The organism is Burkholderiales bacterium (assembly GCA_013695435.1).
Lineage (GTDB): Bacteria > Pseudomonadota > Gammaproteobacteria > Burkholderiales > JACMKV01 > JACMKV01.
Genome location: JACDAM010000060.1, coordinates 32,308 through 48,019, shown reverse-complemented (window position 1 = coordinate 48,019; position 15,712 = coordinate 32,308). Strand labels below are relative to the sequence as shown.

Annotated in this window: 10 protein-coding genes and 1 pseudogene; 10 read left to right on the top strand and 1 reads right to left on the bottom strand. The window is 60.0% G+C overall.

From position 1 onward, the window contains the following. Nucleotides 1–334 precede the first annotated feature (334 nt). The 4 genes from H0V78_03735 to metH all read left to right on the top strand — a co-directional run bounded on the left by H0V78_03735 (nucleotide 335) and on the right by metH (nucleotide 7,310). Entirely contained in the window at nucleotides 335–619 is a 285-nt protein-coding gene (locus H0V78_03735; GenBank protein ID MBA2350916.1) for an accessory factor UbiK family protein, read from the top strand. Between the two features lie 199 nt (nucleotides 620–818). Then, nucleotides 819–2,312, top strand: a complete 1,494-nt coding sequence (locus H0V78_03730) for a YifB family Mg chelatase-like AAA ATPase (GenBank protein ID MBA2350915.1) — start codon at nucleotides 819–821, stop codon at nucleotides 2,310–2,312. 114 nt (nucleotides 2,313–2,426) lie between these two features. Continuing rightward, nucleotides 2,427–3,443 carry a glycosyltransferase family 9 protein gene (locus H0V78_03725; GenBank protein MBA2350914.1) on the top strand — a complete coding sequence of 339 codons (1,017 nt, stop codon included), beginning with the start codon at nucleotides 2,427–2,429 and terminating at the stop codon, nucleotides 3,441–3,443. A 168-nt stretch (nucleotides 3,444–3,611) separates the two neighbouring features. Then, nucleotides 3,612–7,310: a methionine synthase gene (gene metH, locus H0V78_03720; protein ID MBA2350913.1), complete on the top strand. Its 3,699-nt coding sequence runs from the start codon at nucleotides 3,612–3,614 to the stop codon at nucleotides 7,308–7,310. A 121-nt stretch (nucleotides 7,311–7,431) separates the two neighbouring features. On the opposite strand, the pseudogene H0V78_03715 reads toward metH, so the two are convergent. Next, a pseudogene (locus H0V78_03715) lies at nucleotides 7,432–8,564 on the bottom strand (carbonate dehydratase). Between the two features lie 238 nt (nucleotides 8,565–8,802). Here H0V78_03715 and H0V78_03710 point away from each other — a divergent pair. From H0V78_03710 to aroE, 6 genes are all read left to right on the top strand, one after another. Continuing rightward, nucleotides 8,803–9,495, top strand: a complete 693-nt coding sequence (locus H0V78_03710; protein MBA2350912.1) for an SIMPL domain-containing protein — start codon at nucleotides 8,803–8,805, stop codon at nucleotides 9,493–9,495. An 88-nt stretch (nucleotides 9,496–9,583) separates the two neighbouring features. Continuing rightward, nucleotides 9,584–10,981 (top strand): UDP-N-acetylmuramate:L-alanyl-gamma-D-glutamyl-meso-diaminopimelate ligase, encoded by a 1,398-nt coding sequence (mpl, locus tag H0V78_03705; GenBank protein MBA2350911.1) that lies wholly within the window; start codon nucleotides 9,584–9,586, stop codon nucleotides 10,979–10,981. A 62-nt stretch (nucleotides 10,982–11,043) separates the two neighbouring features. After that, on the top strand, nucleotides 11,044–11,613 hold the full coding sequence (locus tag H0V78_03700; protein ID MBA2350910.1) for an alpha/beta fold hydrolase: 570 nt from the start codon (nucleotides 11,044–11,046) through the stop codon (nucleotides 11,611–11,613). Nucleotides 11,614–11,730: 117 nt separating this feature from the next. Further along, nucleotides 11,731–13,614, top strand: coding sequence for an RNB domain-containing ribonuclease (locus H0V78_03695; GenBank protein ID MBA2350909.1), 1,884 nt, complete (start codon nucleotides 11,731–11,733; stop codon nucleotides 13,612–13,614). Between the two features lie 267 nt (nucleotides 13,615–13,881). Next, entirely contained in the window at nucleotides 13,882–14,730 is an 849-nt protein-coding gene (locus H0V78_03690; GenBank protein ID MBA2350908.1) for an energy transducer TonB, read from the top strand. A 39-nt stretch (nucleotides 14,731–14,769) separates the two neighbouring features. After that, entirely contained in the window at nucleotides 14,770–15,660 is an 891-nt protein-coding gene (gene aroE, locus H0V78_03685) for a shikimate dehydrogenase (GenBank protein ID MBA2350907.1), read from the top strand. The last annotated feature ends 52 nt before the right edge of the window (nucleotides 15,661–15,712 follow it).

The following is a 15,712-nucleotide window of genomic DNA, read 5'->3' as shown; positions in this document are numbered from 1 at the left end:
CATCGTATGCCCAGAAAAAATAGCCGCGAGAACAATGGTTTGGAAATATCCACCGAAAGCACGCGGATCACGACGCACTGCAGTGGGGCGGCCTGCCAAGTCCGTGCACCAAAAAAGTGCTTGCGCGCCCAATCGCGGCCCGACTGCGAATTGGCCTTGGCGTTGCTTCCCCGCAGACGGGGGTGCGCCTCGGCGTGTTTCGGACGCCGTGTCCGCGCGGAAGCGGCAGGCTCAGGATCGCGGCATTTTGCTAAACTGCGGTGGTCGAATAAGGGCCTGTTCACAGGCCCTGGCATCCGGCGCCGTTGCCGGACCTCAACAAAAGGAGAGCGCGATGTTCAAACAGAATCTGTGGGAAGACCTCAACAAGAAGATCAGCGAAGTCATGGCGCAAAGCCCGGCCAAGGACATAGAAAAGAACATGCGCGCGATGATGGCCGGCGTTTTTACCAAAATGGATCTGGTCACGCGCGAAGAATTCGACGTGCAAACCGAGTTGCTGAAACACACGCGCGAGAAGCTGATCGAGCTTGAGACGAAGCTCGCGACAGTCGAAGGGCGGCAGCCAGCGAATCCGTCCGAACCTCCTCCGCCACGGCCGCCGGTCATCGAAGTTTAGCGGCGTCACAAACACTGTGAGCGAAAGCCGTCAGTCGTCTTTTTTTGCACTCATTCATCCCAAGCGAAGCTGAGATGCTTGTCCCATCGAATGCCAAAGCTTTGGCTCGCGTGCGATCGGTCGCGCCTTGGGATGAAGGGTCAATTCATCCTGCGTTGTGACTCCCTGCCAACAAGCGGAAGGCCGCACCGAGGCATGAGTGTCGCTCGCGGTCCTTTATAGCCGCGCGCTCGACGGCATGGATGCGCCGCTGGTCACGGTGGAAGTTCATCTCGCCAACGGCCTGCCCAGTTTTACCATCGTTGGCTTGCCCGAAGCCGAGGTCAAGGAAAGCAAGGATCGCGTGCGCGCGGCGCTGCTGAATGCGCGTTTCGAATTCCCGATGCGGCGCATCACGGTCAATCTGGCGCCGGCCGATCTGCCCAAGGAATCGGGCCGTTTCGATCTGCCGATTGCGATCGGCATCCTTGCCGCTTCCGGGCAGGTCCCAGCCGAAAGGCTCAAGGCGTACGAATTCGCCGGAGAACTCGCCTTGACGGGCGAACTGCGCGCGGTGCGCGGCGCGCTGCCGATGGCATTGGGAGCGAATCAGGATAAACGCGGGTTCGTGTTGCCGGCTGAAAACGCCGCCGAAGCGGCGCTGGTCGACGATGCCGAAGTCTACCCGGCGACCTCGCTGCTCGCCGTCTGCGCCCACCTGTCCGGCGGCGAACAACTCGGCCGATGCGTGCAACGGCCGCGAGCCATCGCGTCAACCTATCCGGACCTTCTCGATGTCAAGGGCCAGGCGCACGCCAAACGCGCGCTTGAAATCGCCGCGGCCGGGGGCCATAGCGTGCTCATGGTCGGGCCGCCCGGCACCGGCAAAAGCATGCTCGCCGCGCGTTTTCCCGGGATTCTGCCTGCCATGACGCAACAGCAGGCGCTGGCATCGGCGGCGATGCAGTCGCTCGGCAGCGGCCGCTTCGATGTCGGCAACTGGAAAAAGCGCCCCTACCGCGCGCCGCATCATACGGCGTCGGCCGTCGCGCTGGTTGGCGGCGGCAGCAATCCGCGGCCCGGCGAAATTTCGCTCGCGCTGCATGGCGTGCTGTTCCTCGATGAGCTGCCCGAATTCGATCGAAGGGTGCTCGAAGTGCTGCGCGAGCCGCTCGAATCCGGCAAAATCACGGTGTCGCGCGCCGCCCGCCAAGCCGATTTTCCCGCGCAATTCCAGTTGATTGCCGCGATGAACCCGTGTCCATGCGGCTATCTCGGCCACTACACCGGCAAATGCCGCTGCACGCCCGACCAGGTCGTTCGCTATCGCGCCAGAATTTCCGGGCCGCTGCTCGATCGCATCGACCTGCAGATCGAAGTGCCGGCAGTGCCGCAGGAAGATCTGGCAAAGCGCGATGGCGGCGAAGCCAGCCGCGTCGTGCGAGGGCGCGTCGAGGGCGCTTATCAGCGGCAGTTGGCGCGGCAGGGTAAGGCCAATGCCTGGCTCACGACACGCGAGATCGACAAGCATTGCGCGCCCGACGCGCCCGGTGAAAACCTGCTCAAGCAGGCGATCAGCCGGCTCGGCTTATCGGCGCGCGCTTACCACCGCGTCCTGAAAATGGCGCGCACGATTGCTGACCTCGCAGCAACCGAATCGGTCGCTGGCGCGCATATCGCCGAAGCGATCCAATACCGGCGCTTCGATCGCTGACGCCTTCGAGGGCCCATTGTCATTACATCGGGCAGCAGAAATGAGCCCTGCGGGGCCACAGAATCGAAAACGGCGGAGCGTCCGGCCATGACGCCGATGCATCAGCGAGGAAGGATGAAAATCGTACTGGTCAGGCCCGACGGCATCGGCGACGAAATACTGTGTCTGCCGGTCGCGTCGGCTTTGCGCAGCCAGATGCCCGATGCGCATATCACTTTCCTCTCCAGCGCCTACGCCGCGCCGGCTTTGCAGCAGCATCCCGATCTCGACGCAGTGCTTAGTGCAAGCGGAGCCGAGCGGTTCGGCGAACGCGTAGCCATGTTGCGCGGATTCGATGCCGCGATTTTTCTCAAACCGTTCAAGCAATGGATGATTGCCGCGTGGGCTGCGCGTGTGCCGATTCGCGTCGCGACCGGCTACCGCTGGTATAGCGTGTTCATGAATCGCCGCGTCTACGAGCATCGGCATGATTTCTCCAGGCACGAAAGCGAATACAACCTTGGGTTGCTGAAAGGGCTCGGCCTGACACCCGGCCCCGGAACACGGCCAGCTTTGACTGCGACCGAAAACGAAAGGCAGGTAGCGCGTACGCGACTCGAAGCGCTTCCGAGGCCGCGCGTCGTCGTGCATCCGGGCGGATTCTCGACGCGGCGCTGGCGCAGCAGTCACTATTGCGGATTGGTGGCGGAACTGGTGCATGCCGGCTATGGCGTGGTTCTGACCGGAAGCGCCGACGAGCGCCAGCGTTTCTTCGCCGACATAGCGCACGATCAAATCCCGCGCGTCGGCGTGCTCAATCTCATGGGGCAGATCGATTTGCGCGGCTTGATGGCGATAATCGCTGAGAGCGACGCGCTGGTGGCGGGCGCAACCGGCCCTGCGCATCTGGCGGCGGCTCTGGGTTGCCCGTTCGTCAGCTTGTTCGATCCGCGGCGCAACGCGCTTCCGATCCGCTGGCAGCCGCTCGGGCACGGCGTTGTGCTGAGGCCACAAGTGCCCACCTGCGAAAAATGCATCTACGAGAAGTGTCCTTACTGGGATTGTCTCGACCGGATTACGGTCAATGAAGTGATGGGCCGCGTGCGCCAGGTGTTGCGGCAGGCGGAGTTCGTGAAGGTCGTGCACGTATAGCGCGATCGTTTGTGTCTGATGACTGAGGCGGCGCAGTGGCGGCGCTTCACCTGCTCTCGTCCGCGCGCAGATAGCCTCGATCCAACGTCCATTACGGCCCGACTCACCTCGGCGTGATCGATTTGCTACCATAGGCGGCTTTGCTAAACCGCAAGCCGCAAGTTTCCCATGACAACAACAAACCGTACTGCCGAGCTGCGCTCGCTGCTCGAACGCCGCATCCTGATCATCGACGGCGCGATGGGTACCATGATTCAGACCTACAAGCTGTCGGAGGCCGATTATCGCGGTGCGCGCTTTGCCGATTTCGCCCACGACCTCAAAGGCAACAACGATCTCTTGACGCTGACCCAGCCGAAGATCGTCCGCGCGATTCACGCCGCGTATCTCGATGCCGGCGCCGATATCCTCGAAACCAACACCTTCAATTCGACCGCGATTGCGATGGCCGATTACAGGATGGAGGATCTGGTTTTTGAGCTGAATCGCGACGGCGCCAGAATCGCGCGCGAAGTCGCCGACGGATACACGCGGCGCAATCCGGACAAACCGCGTTTCGTCGCCGGAGTTTTGGGGCCGACCAACCGCACCGCCTCGATTTCGCCCGACGTCAACGACCCGGGATTTCGCAACACGAGTTTCGATGCTCTGGTCGAAACCTACACCGAAGCGCTGCGCGGCCTGGTCGACGGCGGCGCCGACATTGTGCTGGTCGAAACCGTGTTCGATACACTGAATTGCAAAGCCGCGCTGTTCGCCATCGATCAGTATTTCGATGCGAATGACGCGCGGCTGCCGATCATGATTTCGGGCACGATCACCGATGCCTCGGGGCGCACGCTATCCGGTCAGACGACCGAGGCATTCTGGAATTCGGTGTCGCATGCGCGGCCGCTGGCGATCGGCCTCAATTGCGCGCTCGGCGCCAAGCAGTTGCGGCCATATGTCGAGGAGCTGGCGACGATTGCCGACGTCCCCGTCAGCGCCCACCCGAACGCCGGCTTGCCGAACGAATTCGGTGAATACGACGAGACGCCCGAGTACATGGCCGGGCTGATCCGCGAATTCGCCGAAAGCGGTTTCCTCAACATCGTCGGCGGCTGCTGCGGCACGACGCCCGCGCATATCAAGGCGATCGCCGAAGTCGTCAAGGATATCGCGCCGCGCCCGCTTCCCGAAATCGAAAAAAAGCTGCGGTTGTCTGGCCTCGAGCCGCTGAACATTGGCGAGGACAGCCTGTTCGTCAATGTCGGCGAGCGCACCAACGTGACCGGTTCGAAAGCGTTCGCGCGCCTGATCCTGAACGACAACTATGCCGAGGCGCTGGCGGTTGCGCGCCAGCAGGTCGAGAACGGCGCGCAGGTGATCGACGTCAACATGGACGAAGCGATGCTCGATTCGCAGAAAGCCATGGTGACGTTTCTGAACCTGATCGCATCCGAGCCCGACATCAGCCGCGTGCCGATGATGATCGATTCATCGAAATGGTCGGTGATCGAAGCCGGGCTGAAGTGCGTCCAGGGTAAGCCGGTTGTCAATTCGATCAGTATGAAAGAGGGCAAGGAGGAGTTCGTCAAGCATGCACGGCTTGCGCGGCGCTACGGCGCGGCCGTTGTCGTCATGGCGTTCGACGAAAAAGGCCAGGCCGATACCCTTGCCCGCAAAATCGAAATCTGCACGAATAGCTACCGCATCCTCGTCGATGAAGTCGGCTTCCCGCCCGAGGACATCATCTTCGATCCCAACATCTTCGCGATCGCGACCGGGATCGAAGAGCACAACAATTACGGCGTCGATTACATCGAGGCGACGCGTGCGATCCGCAAAAAGTTGCCGTATGCAAAAATCAGCGGCGGCGTGTCGAACGTCTCGTTCTCGTTCCGCGGCAACGATCCCGTGCGCGAAGCGATTCACACCGCGTTTCTGTATCACGCGATCCAGGCCGGTATGACGATGGGAATCGTCAACGCAGGCCAGCTCGGTGTTTACGCCGAGATACCGAAAGACCTGCTCGAACGCGCCGAGGACATCATTCTGAATCGGCGCCCGGATGCCGCCGAGCGCATGGTTGAATTCGCCGAGACGGTCAAGGGTAAAGGTAAAGCGGCGGTCGAGGATCTGGCATGGCGCAACACATCGGTCAACGAGCGGCTGACGCACGCGCTGGTGAAAGGGATCACCGATTTTATTATCGAAGACACGGAGGAAGCGCGGCAGCAAGCCGAACGGCCGATCCACGTCATCGAAGGTCCGCTGATGGACGGGATGAACGTCGTCGGCGATCTGTTCGGCGCCGGCAAAATGTTTCTGCCGCAAGTGGTGAAATCGGCGCGTGTGATGAAGCAGGCGGTAGCCCATCTGGTCCCGTTCATCGAGGCCGAGAAGGACAAATCGGGCGCGCAGAAGCCGAAAGGCAAGATCGTGATCGCGACGGTGAAAGGCGATGTCCACGACATCGGCAAGAACATCGTAACCGTGGTGCTGCAATGTAATAACTACGAGGTCGTCAATCTCGGTGTCATGGTGCCGAGCGCGAAAATTCTGCAAACCGCGCGCGACGAAAACGCCGACATCATCGGCTTGTCGGGCCTGATCACGCCATCGCTCGAAGAAATGAGTCATGTGGCAAAGGAAATGCAGCGCGAAGGTTTTACGATACCGCTTTTGATCGGCGGCGCGACGACGTCGCGCGTGCACACGGTGGTCAAGATCGAGCCCGGCTATAAAGGCCCAACGATCTGGGTGCCGGATGCGTCGCGCGCGGTCGGCGTGTGCAGCAATTTACTCAGCGACGACTTGAAGCACGATTACATCCAGTCGATCAAAACCGATTACGAAAAGATTCGCGCCCAGCACAAAGGAAAAAAAGGCCAGGGTCCGCATCACACGATCGCCGAGGCGCGCAAGCACGGCCTGAAAACCGATTGGGCGATGTACGCCCCGCCAGCGCCGACGTTCATCGGGCGCAAGGTCTTTCGCGGTTATCCGCTCGCCGATCTCGTGCCGTTCATCGATTGGACGCCATTTTTCCAGACGTGGGAACTGCGCGGTCACTATCCGAAAATTCTGAGCGATGAGGTCGTCGGGCCGGCGGCGAGCGCGTTATTCGCCGACGCGCAAGCGATGCTGAAGCGCATCGTCGACGAAGAATGGTTGACCGCAAACGCCGTGATCGGCCTGTTCCCCGCGAACAGCGTGAATGGCGGCGACGATATCGAAATCTACACCGATGAATCGCGCAGCCAAGTCGCGATGACTTTCCACAACCTGCGCCAGCAAATGGTCAAGCCGCCGGGCCGGCCGAATCAATGCCTGGGCGATTTGATCGCGCCGAAGGAATCCGGCGTCAAGGATTACGTCGGCGCTTTTGCAGTGACGTCAGGACTGGGCATCGACGAACGCGTTGCCGCCTTCGAGAAAAACCACGACGACTACAACGCGATTCTGCTGAAAGCGCTCGCCGATCGCCTCGCCGAAGCCTTCGCTGAACACATGCACTGGCGCGTGCGACGCGAGTTCTGGGGCTATGCCAAAGACGAGGAGGTCGATTACGAAGCGATGATCGCCGAAAACTATCGCGGCATCCGTCCAGCGCCCGGTTATCCCGCATGCCCGGATCACACGGAAAAAGCGGCGCTGTTCGAGTTGCTGGATGCGACAAAAACCGCAGACATGACGCTGACCGAAAGTTTCGCGATGCTGCCGGCTGCGGCCGTCTCGGGATTCTATTTTTCACATCCCGATTCGGCGTATTTCGCGACCGGCAAGATCAACCGAGATCAAGTCGAGGATTATGCGAAGCGCAAGGGCATGGAGTTGGCGGTCGTCGAGCGTTGGCTGGCGCCGGTGCTGGCATATGAAAGCTAGATCGCTCATGAACCGCTAAGCAAGAGTTTTCTGATTACGCTTGCGCCTTCATCAACGATTCAACTCGCGCGCCAAGTAAAGAGTCCTTGCTTTTGCCGAGCTACAACGTGCTATCACGACCCTACCTCGGTTCCGGATCGGGTCCGACCGGCAGCTTATCCGCCTGCTCCTGCTTCGTAATAACCGCATTTTCCGGAACGACGACGCCGTCGCGCAGCGTGACGCCCACGACCAGCGCGCCGGTCAATATGGTGACGTTATCGCCGACCTTGGACCGGAACAGCACCGCATCATCGTCGATCGTCAAGCCGTCGCCGACTTCGAGCGGGCCGTGGAAAACGATGTTGTCCTCGGTGCTCCATTTTTGCCGACTGTGATGCTGGTGCCTTTTAGCGCATGAAACGTGACGCGATCCTCGATCTCGGCATTTTCACCGATTACGATCGGCGTTCCTTCGTCGGCGCGTATCGATGTGCGTCGGCCTATGGTGCTATTGGCGCCAACTCGTACATCCCTGACGAGGCGCGCGAACGGTTCGATCCGCGCGTTTTCGCCCAAAGTCGGTTTGACCTCATCGGGATTGAACGAGGTTCTCGGCGCGGGGCTAACACCCACTACGGCATCGTAAACCCTGTTCCCCGAACAGCTCGCTGTAGTGCTCGGCGAATTCTTCGTTCACTTCGAGCACTTCACGCTGGAATTCGGATTTGGCATCGGATTTCAGCGGTAAGGCATCGGCCGCTGCCTGGGTCGTAATGACGGCGCCGATCGGCACGAGGCGATTCTTGCCGATACGTACATTGGATAACTGCGCGCCGTGCAGTACGAACGCGCCGTCGCCCAGCACCACGTTGTCCAGACGCGCGCGAAGCCGATAAAGGTGAAATTGCCGAGGCTCGAATCCCGGATCACAGCCTGGTGCGCGATGCTGACCTCGTCTTTGACGCGGCTCGACACTTCGCCGCAGCGGGTGGCAGGCGCGGGCAGGTTGCGCAGCGCCAGGAACAGAATGTTGTCTTGCATATTCGTTTTCGACCCGATGCAAATCTTTGTACCGGGGTCGGCGCGCAAGACGGTATTACCCGCGATAAAAACATCTTGGCCCAAAGAGATTTCGCCAAAGCGTTCGGCCCGCGGGCTGATGAAACTGGAGTTGATCGTGACTTGGATCGGGTTTTGGAGTGTGACGGTCGTGTCGGGTTTACGCTTGTCGTCATCCGCTCGGGCGAAGCTTGATGTGTGAAAAAACGGCATGCTGCCGGGCAATAACCATAAGGATAAGTTTGTTCATGTTAATCTCCTGCTGCTTGTAAAAAAGCCTGAACCAGATCGCGCGCTGGGTCCCTGAAGGGATAAACCCTCTCCCGCATCATATGTGCCATCCCCAAGACCGCAGTTAGTTAAGCTTCAAGCTGCTGATTTGAATAGGAAATTAACCCTGCTTCGCAGTGGTGGTCTGGCGTTTATTCTCAATCTCATAAAAAATCCCGATATGAGACGTTTCAATAATGTTGTTCTAGCAATATTGCTCGCGGTCAGCCCAGCCCTCGTTCAAGCCCATGAACTCCCGCTGCGCTACAACGTCGTCGAACTCCAGTCCGAAGCCCAGCGCGAAGTGCGGAACGACACGATGACGGCGACGCTGTTTGTCGAGCAGAACGGTTTCGAGCCGGCGCAGGTGGCGGACGGCGTGAACAAGGTCGTCAATCAGGCTTTGCAGACGGCAAAAGATTTTCAGGACGTTACGGTTAAAAGCGGCTACACCCAGACTTATCCGGTGTACGGCAAGAATAACCAGTTGCAGGGTTGGCGCATGCGCTCGGAGTTGCGGCTGGAAACGAAAAATTTCGAGGCCGGCTCGAAGTTGATCGGCAAACTGCAATCGAGCATGCAGTTGGCCGAGATGGGCTTTTCGGTATCGGACGAGGCGCGGCGCAAAGCCGAGAACGAGTTGATGACGGAAGCGATCGCAAGGTTTCGTGAACGGGCCGATATTGCAAAGCAGGCGCTGGATGGGCGCGCTTACAAGATACAGCGCCTGAGCGTCAATAGCGGCGGCCGGCAACCGATTCGTCCTTTTCTGGCGCGCGCCGAAGCCAAAAGCATGGACGTTGCCGCGCCCGACGTCCAGGCCGGCACGAGTGAAGTCACCGTGTCAGTTAACGGGGCGATCGAAATCGATTAGCGCGCCAAATACGTACCGGCTCCTGCTTGCGCAGGAATGACAACAACCTTTAACTAAATTCCTGCCTTCGCAGGAATGACAACATTTCATGCATATCCACATTCTCGGCATTTGCGGCTCGTTCATGGGCGGAGTTGCGGTGCTCGCGCAGCAAAGCGGGCACAGGGTCACGGGTTGCGACGCCAACGTCTATCCACCAATGAGTACGCAGTTGCGAGCACAGGGTATAGAGCTGATCGAAGGGTTCGACCCGGCTCAGATCGATGTCAAGCCCGACGTTTTTGTTATCGGCAATGTCGTCACGCGCGGCAATCCGCTGATGGAGGAAATCCTGAATCGCGGACTGCCGTTCATTTCCGGACCGCAATGGCTGGCCGAGAATGTGTTGCGCGGTAAATGGGTGCTCGCAGTCGCCGGCACCCACGGCAAGACGACAACATCATCGATGCTGGCCTGGATCCTCGAATATGCCGGATTGCAACCGGGATTCCTGATCGGCGGCGTCCCGCAGAACTTCGGGGTATCGGCGCGGCTGGGGGCGCACGGCCTCCCAAGCCCGCGTCAAATCCCGGATTTCTTCGTCATGGAAGCCGATGAATACGACACCGCCTTTTTCGACAAGCGATCGAAATTCGTTCACTACCTTGCCAGAACTGCGGTCCTAAACAATTTGGAGTTCGATCATGCGGACATCTTCGCCGATCTTGCTGCGATCGAGCAGCAATTCCATCATTTCGTACGTATCGTTCCGAGTGACGGACTGGTTGTCGTCAACGGCAGGGAGGACAGCTTGAAGCGCGTGCTGGCTAAGGGTTGCTGGACACCGATCGAAGCGCTCGGGGTCGAGGAGGGTTGGCAGGCTGAAGCGGGAGAAGACGAAAACGTCGCGATTTCGTTTGCAGGCAAAGGCGAGGGCGTCCTCGCGTGGCCTTTGCTGGGCGAGCACAATCGCATGAATGCGCTCGCCGCGCTGGCCGCTGCCCGCCACGCCGGTGTCCCGGTCGCGACCGGAATTGCTGCGCTCGGCGAGTTTCAAAACGTGAAGCGCCGGATGGAGGTGCGCGGCGTAATCGACGGCGTCACCGTCTACGACGACTTCGCCCATCACCCGACCGCCATTCGCCATACGCTGGCCGGATTGCGGAAAAAGGTCGGCGCCGCGCGCGTGCTCGCCGTTCTGGAGCCGCGCTCGAACACGATGAAAATGGGGGTCTGGCGCGACGATCTCGGCGGCAGTCTCGGCGCTGCTGACCAGGTATTCTGCTACACAGCCAATCTCGGCTGGGACGTGCAGGGTGCGCTGGCGCCGCTTGGCAGCAAACTGCGTTTGCACGGCGATTTGGCGGAACTCGTCGTCGCCATCGTTGCGGCCGCGCGCGCCGGCGACCATGTGCTCATCATGAGTAACGGCGGTTTCGGCGGTATTCACGAAAAACTGTTGACGGCGCTGCAAAGCGCGGCCGCTCCCAGCGCAAGGCGTGCTTGATTTGTGGCTTGATTGCCCGGCCGCGATTTCCCAGATCGGCGCTTGATCCCGCAGTTCGGCGCTTGCTCCTATATCTGCACGGCTTCAACAGTTCGCCCTCGTCTTTCAAGGCGCGTGTTTTCGCCGAGCACCTGCGGCGGCTGGGCCGCGGCGATGAGTTCGTCTGCCCGGCCCTGCCCGTTTCGCCGACGTCGGCTATAAACGTAGCCAAGCAGGAGATCGAACAACACGGCGGCGAGCGGATTGGCCTGGTCGGAAGTTCGATGGGCGGCTATTACGCGACCTGGCTGGCCGAAAAATACGATCTGAAAGCAGCGCTGGTGAATCCGGCCGTAAATCCTTTTGACCTGCTGCGCGATTTTGTCGGCGCGCAGAAAAACTTCCACAGCGGCGTGCAATATACGCTGACCATGCAACTCGTCGAGCAATTACGCCAGTTCGACGTCGCGAAGTTGAAGAAACCCGAGCGCTATCTGCTCCTGACCCAGACCGGTGACGAGGTGCTCGACTACCGAGCCGCGATGAAAAAATACTATGGCGCGAGGCAAGTCGTAATCGACGGCGGCGACCACAGCTTTGTGGGTTTCGAGAATTACATCGCGCCAATTCTCGAATTTCTCGAACAAAAATAGCCGAAATGCGCTTCGCGGCGCAAACAGGAGCGTGTGGCGGCTGCGGTATAATCGCGCTGGTTTTTCGTTCTCCCGCCTTCGTTTTTCGGCTCAGCGCGTTGCGCCTCATTCCCATTCATGAATGTTTTTTACGAAGAAGACGGCAGCTTCAAGGTCGGCGCCGTGCTCGCCGACAACAATTCATCCCTGCAAGTAGAGGCGCCGCACGGCAAGCGCAGCAAAATCAAGTCGAATGCGGTGCTGCTGCATTTCGAGCAGCCTTCGCTGCCGGAATTCATGCCGCTCGCCAACAACGTCGCCGAAGAAATCGATACGGATTTCTTGTGGGAATGCTCGCCGCAGGCTGAATTCTCGTTCGAGGATCTCGCCCTGGAATACTTCGGCGCCAGGCCGCGCCCGGTCGAAGCGGCCGGCGTTCTGATCCGGCTGCATACCTCGCCGGTCCATTTCTACAAGAAAGGCCGCGGCCACTATAAGGCAGCGCCGCCGGAATCGCTGAAATCAGCACTCGCGGCGATCGAGAAAAGAAAGTTGCAGGCGGCCGAACTGGAGCGGCTCGCCACCCAATTGGCCAGCTTCACGCTGCCCGAAGAATTCAGGCCGCATCTGCAGCAACTTCTTTATGCGCCCGACAAAAACACACTGATCTATAAGGCCTTGGAGGCGGCGCGCGCGGCGACCCAGATGACGGTGCCGCGCCTGCTCGAAAAATGCGGCGCATTGCCATCGGCGCACGATTATCACTTCGATCGTTTTCTGTTCGAGTTTTTTCCGAACGGCGTCGCGTTTCCGGATTTTTCGGAATTCAGGACGAAAGATTCGCCGGAAAGTCAGGTGCCGGACGATCTGCCGCTTGCCGAGGTCGGCGCATTCAGCATCGACGATACGACGACGACCGAAATCGACGACGCGTTCTCCGTTGCCGCGCTGCCGGCCGGCGGCTGGCGTGTCGGTATCCATATCGCAGCGCCTGCGCTCGGCTTCAGCGCCGATTCGGCGATCGACGCAGCTGCGCGCCAGCGTTTGTCGACCGTCTATATGCCCGGGCGCAAAATCACCATGCTGCCGGAGCACGTGGTGCAACCGTTTTCGTTGACTGCGGGCGAAGTGCGGCCGGTGTTGTCGCTTTATCTCAATGTTGCGGCGGATTATTCCGTCCTGACCTCGGAGAGCCGCCTTGAAAAAGTCAACATCGCCGCCAATCTGCGCCACGACAGCCTGGAAGCGTTGTTCAACGAAGCGTCGATCGCAAACGACGAGCGCGAATACCCGTTCGCCGGGCCATTGCGTGTGCTTTGGCATCTCGCCAACAGGCTTGAGCAGGATCGCGGCAAAAGCGCTGTTCCGCAAAATAGCGACTACAGCTTTTACGTCGAGACTGACCGCATCAGTATCGTCGAGCGTCGCCGCGGCTCGCCGGTCGACAAAGTCGTCGCCGAAATGATGATTTTCGCCAACGCCGAATGGGGGCGGCAGCTTGCCGAACACGGCATCGCCGCGATTTACCGTGCACAAGGCAACGGCAAGGTAAAAATGACGACCGAGCCGCAGCCGCACCAGGGCCTCGGCGTTGCCCAATACGTATGGGCGAGTTCGCCGCTGCGCCGTTATATCGATCTGATCAATCAACGCCAGTTGATTTCATGGATTGCGAAAACGCCGGTCAGCTACAGCAACCATAGCGACGAATTGCTGACCGCGATGCGCGATTTCGATCTGACGTATGCGGCTTATGGCGACTTTCAGAAGACCATGGAGCGCTACTGGTGCCTGCGCTGGCTGCTCCAGGAAAACGTTGAATCGAGCATTGCAAGCGTCGTCAGGGAAAACCTGATCAAGCTTGCGCACGTACCGCTTTACGTGCGCGCGCCCTCGCTGCCCGACCTGAATCCCGGCACAGAGGTTGAAGTCGAGGTTTCGCAAATCGATCTGTTCGAGCTGACGGTGTCTTGCCGCTTCGTACGCAAAACCACGTCCGGGATCCCATCCCCAATTACTTAAAGTATTGTGCGAAGTTTGTGCGCGGACTATGCTTGCGGTTTGGCAAAAGTTGCGGCGCGGGTTCTTGGAGTGCCGTTTTTCGACGCCCCGACGAGTTGGACCCCAATCCGCATGAAAAAGGCACTATTGGCGACCGAAGCCAGGTCTGGTCCGCGTACTGATCGCGGCGCCCGCGGCGTAACCGGTCGTACTGCTGGAAAGGTTCATCGCTTTCCCGATGGAGCGGCCATCATCGAAACGTCGCGCCAAACGACGTTCGCCGACCGCATGCTGGCCATAGCGCTCGCGCTGTCGATCGCTCTGCACGGCGCGTTCCTGCTCGTGCACTTCAAGGCGCCGGACAAAAAGAGGGAAAACAATTTCACGCCGCCGCTCGAAGTCGTGCTGGTCAATAGCAAATCTGCGGTGAAGCCGCCGAAAGCCGACACACTCGCGCAGACCAATCTAGACGGCGGCGGCAATACCGACGCCAAGCGGCGCGCCAAAAGCCCCTTGCCGGCGCAGCCGACGCCACAACCGAAGCCAGAGCCAACCTTGAACGCGCAATCAAAGCGCGTCGAACAGCTTGAAAAGCAGGCAAAAAAGCTGATGACGCAGGTTAAGGCCAAACCGATCGTCGAGCAGCCAGAGCCAAAGCCCGAAGCGCAGCCGGAAAAGGTCGAAGAGCCAAAGAGGGCGGTCGACCTGATCCAGAAAAGCATGGAAATCGCCCGCCTCGAAGCGCAGATCCACAAGGATTGGGACAATTACCAGCAGCGCCCGAAGCGCAAGTTTATTGGTGCGCGCGCCAAGGAATTCCACTTCGCGCGGTATGTCGAAGACTGGCGCACCAAGGTCGAGCGCGTCGGCAACCTGAACTATCCTGGCGAGGCGCGGCGCGACAAGATCAACGGCAGTCTGCAATTGACGGTTTCGATACGCGCCGACGGCAGCGTCGAACACGCCGAAATAAATCGCTCGTCCGGCCACAAAGTGCTCGATTCAGCAGCGCTGCGCGTGATCAAGCTGGCGACGCCGTTCGCCGCTTTCCCGGCCGACATTTCGCGCGATACCGACATTATCGTCATCACGCGAACCTGGACGTTCACCCGCGCCGACCAGTTGCAAGGCGAATAGCGCCTCCTCCGCTGTTCGGGTTCTTCAACGGGTTTCCACATGACCGATCGCTATGCCGTCGTCGGCAATCCGGTTACGCACAGCTTGTCGCCGGCAATCCATGCCGAATTCGCGCGCCAGACCGGGCAGGATATCGCCTATACCAGGCTGCACGCCGAGGCGGGCGAATTCGTCGCAGTCGTTCGCCAATTTCAAAGCAGCGGAGGCAAAGGCTTGAACATAACCGTGCCGTTCAAGCGCGAAGCCTGCAAATTGGCGACCAGCGTCAGCGAACGGGCGCAAAGGGCCGGCGCTGTCAATACACTGGTTTTTGATGGAGATGACATCGCCGGCGATAACACCGACGGCGTCGGCTTGCTGCGCGATTTGCAGACGAATCTCGGCTTTGAAATAGGCGGTCGGCGGGTGCTGATCCTGGGCGCTGGCGGCGCGGCGCGCGGCATATTGGCGCCGCTGATCGAAGCAGCCCCGGCCCGGATTGCGGTCGCCAATCGCACATTCGAAACCGCAAAAACGCTTTGCCGCGAATTCAGCGTCGAGTTAGCCGATTGCGGTGGCGCAAGCAATGATCCGAAGCGCCCAGAATTGACTGCCCACCCTCTGCAAACGCTCCCCGAAGGCTTCGACCTTGTCATCAACGCCACTTCGAGCAGCCTGGCCGGCGCTGATCTGGGGCTCATCGACAGCGTGTTCGCGCCCGCTGCGCTCGCTTACGATCTGATGTACGGTAAGGGGCTGACGCCATTTTTGGGCTTTGCCCAGCACCACGGCGCGCGCGTTGCCGATGGGCTCGGCATGCTGGTCGAACAGGCTGCCGAATCGTTCTTTATCTGGCGCGGCATGCGCCCTGAAACGCAAAGCGTCATCGCGGCGATCGGCGGCCGCGCGCGAATTGGCGCGCACGTCGACGAAACCCGCGGCCGGAACTGATCCCGGAATGGCGTGAACAGGCCCCAAGCACGCGCTCGATACCAATCTCCGC

Bases quoted from the DNA above. Each gene is read 5' to 3' on its own strand.
- H0V78_03735 (MBA2350916.1), top strand. From the start codon at position 335: ATGTTCAAACAGAATCTGTGGGAAGACCTCAACAAGAAGATCAGCGAA.
- H0V78_03725 (MBA2350914.1), top strand. From the start codon at position 2,427: ATGAAAATCGTACTGGTCAGGCCCGACGGCATCGGCGACGAAATACTG.
- metH (MBA2350913.1), top strand. From the start codon at position 3,612: ATGACAACAACAAACCGTACTGCCGAGCTGCGCTCGCTGCTCGAACGC.
- H0V78_03710 (MBA2350912.1), top strand. From the start codon at position 8,803: ATGAGACGTTTCAATAATGTTGTTCTAGCAATATTGCTCGCGGTCAGC.
- mpl (MBA2350911.1), top strand. From the start codon at position 9,584: ATGCATATCCACATTCTCGGCATTTGCGGCTCGTTCATGGGCGGAGTT.
- H0V78_03695 (MBA2350909.1), top strand. From the start codon at position 11,731: ATGAATGTTTTTTACGAAGAAGACGGCAGCTTCAAGGTCGGCGCCGTG.
- H0V78_03690 (MBA2350908.1), top strand. From the start codon at position 13,882: ATGCTGGCCATAGCGCTCGCGCTGTCGATCGCTCTGCACGGCGCGTTC.
- aroE (MBA2350907.1), top strand. From the start codon at position 14,770: ATGACCGATCGCTATGCCGTCGTCGGCAATCCGGTTACGCACAGCTTG.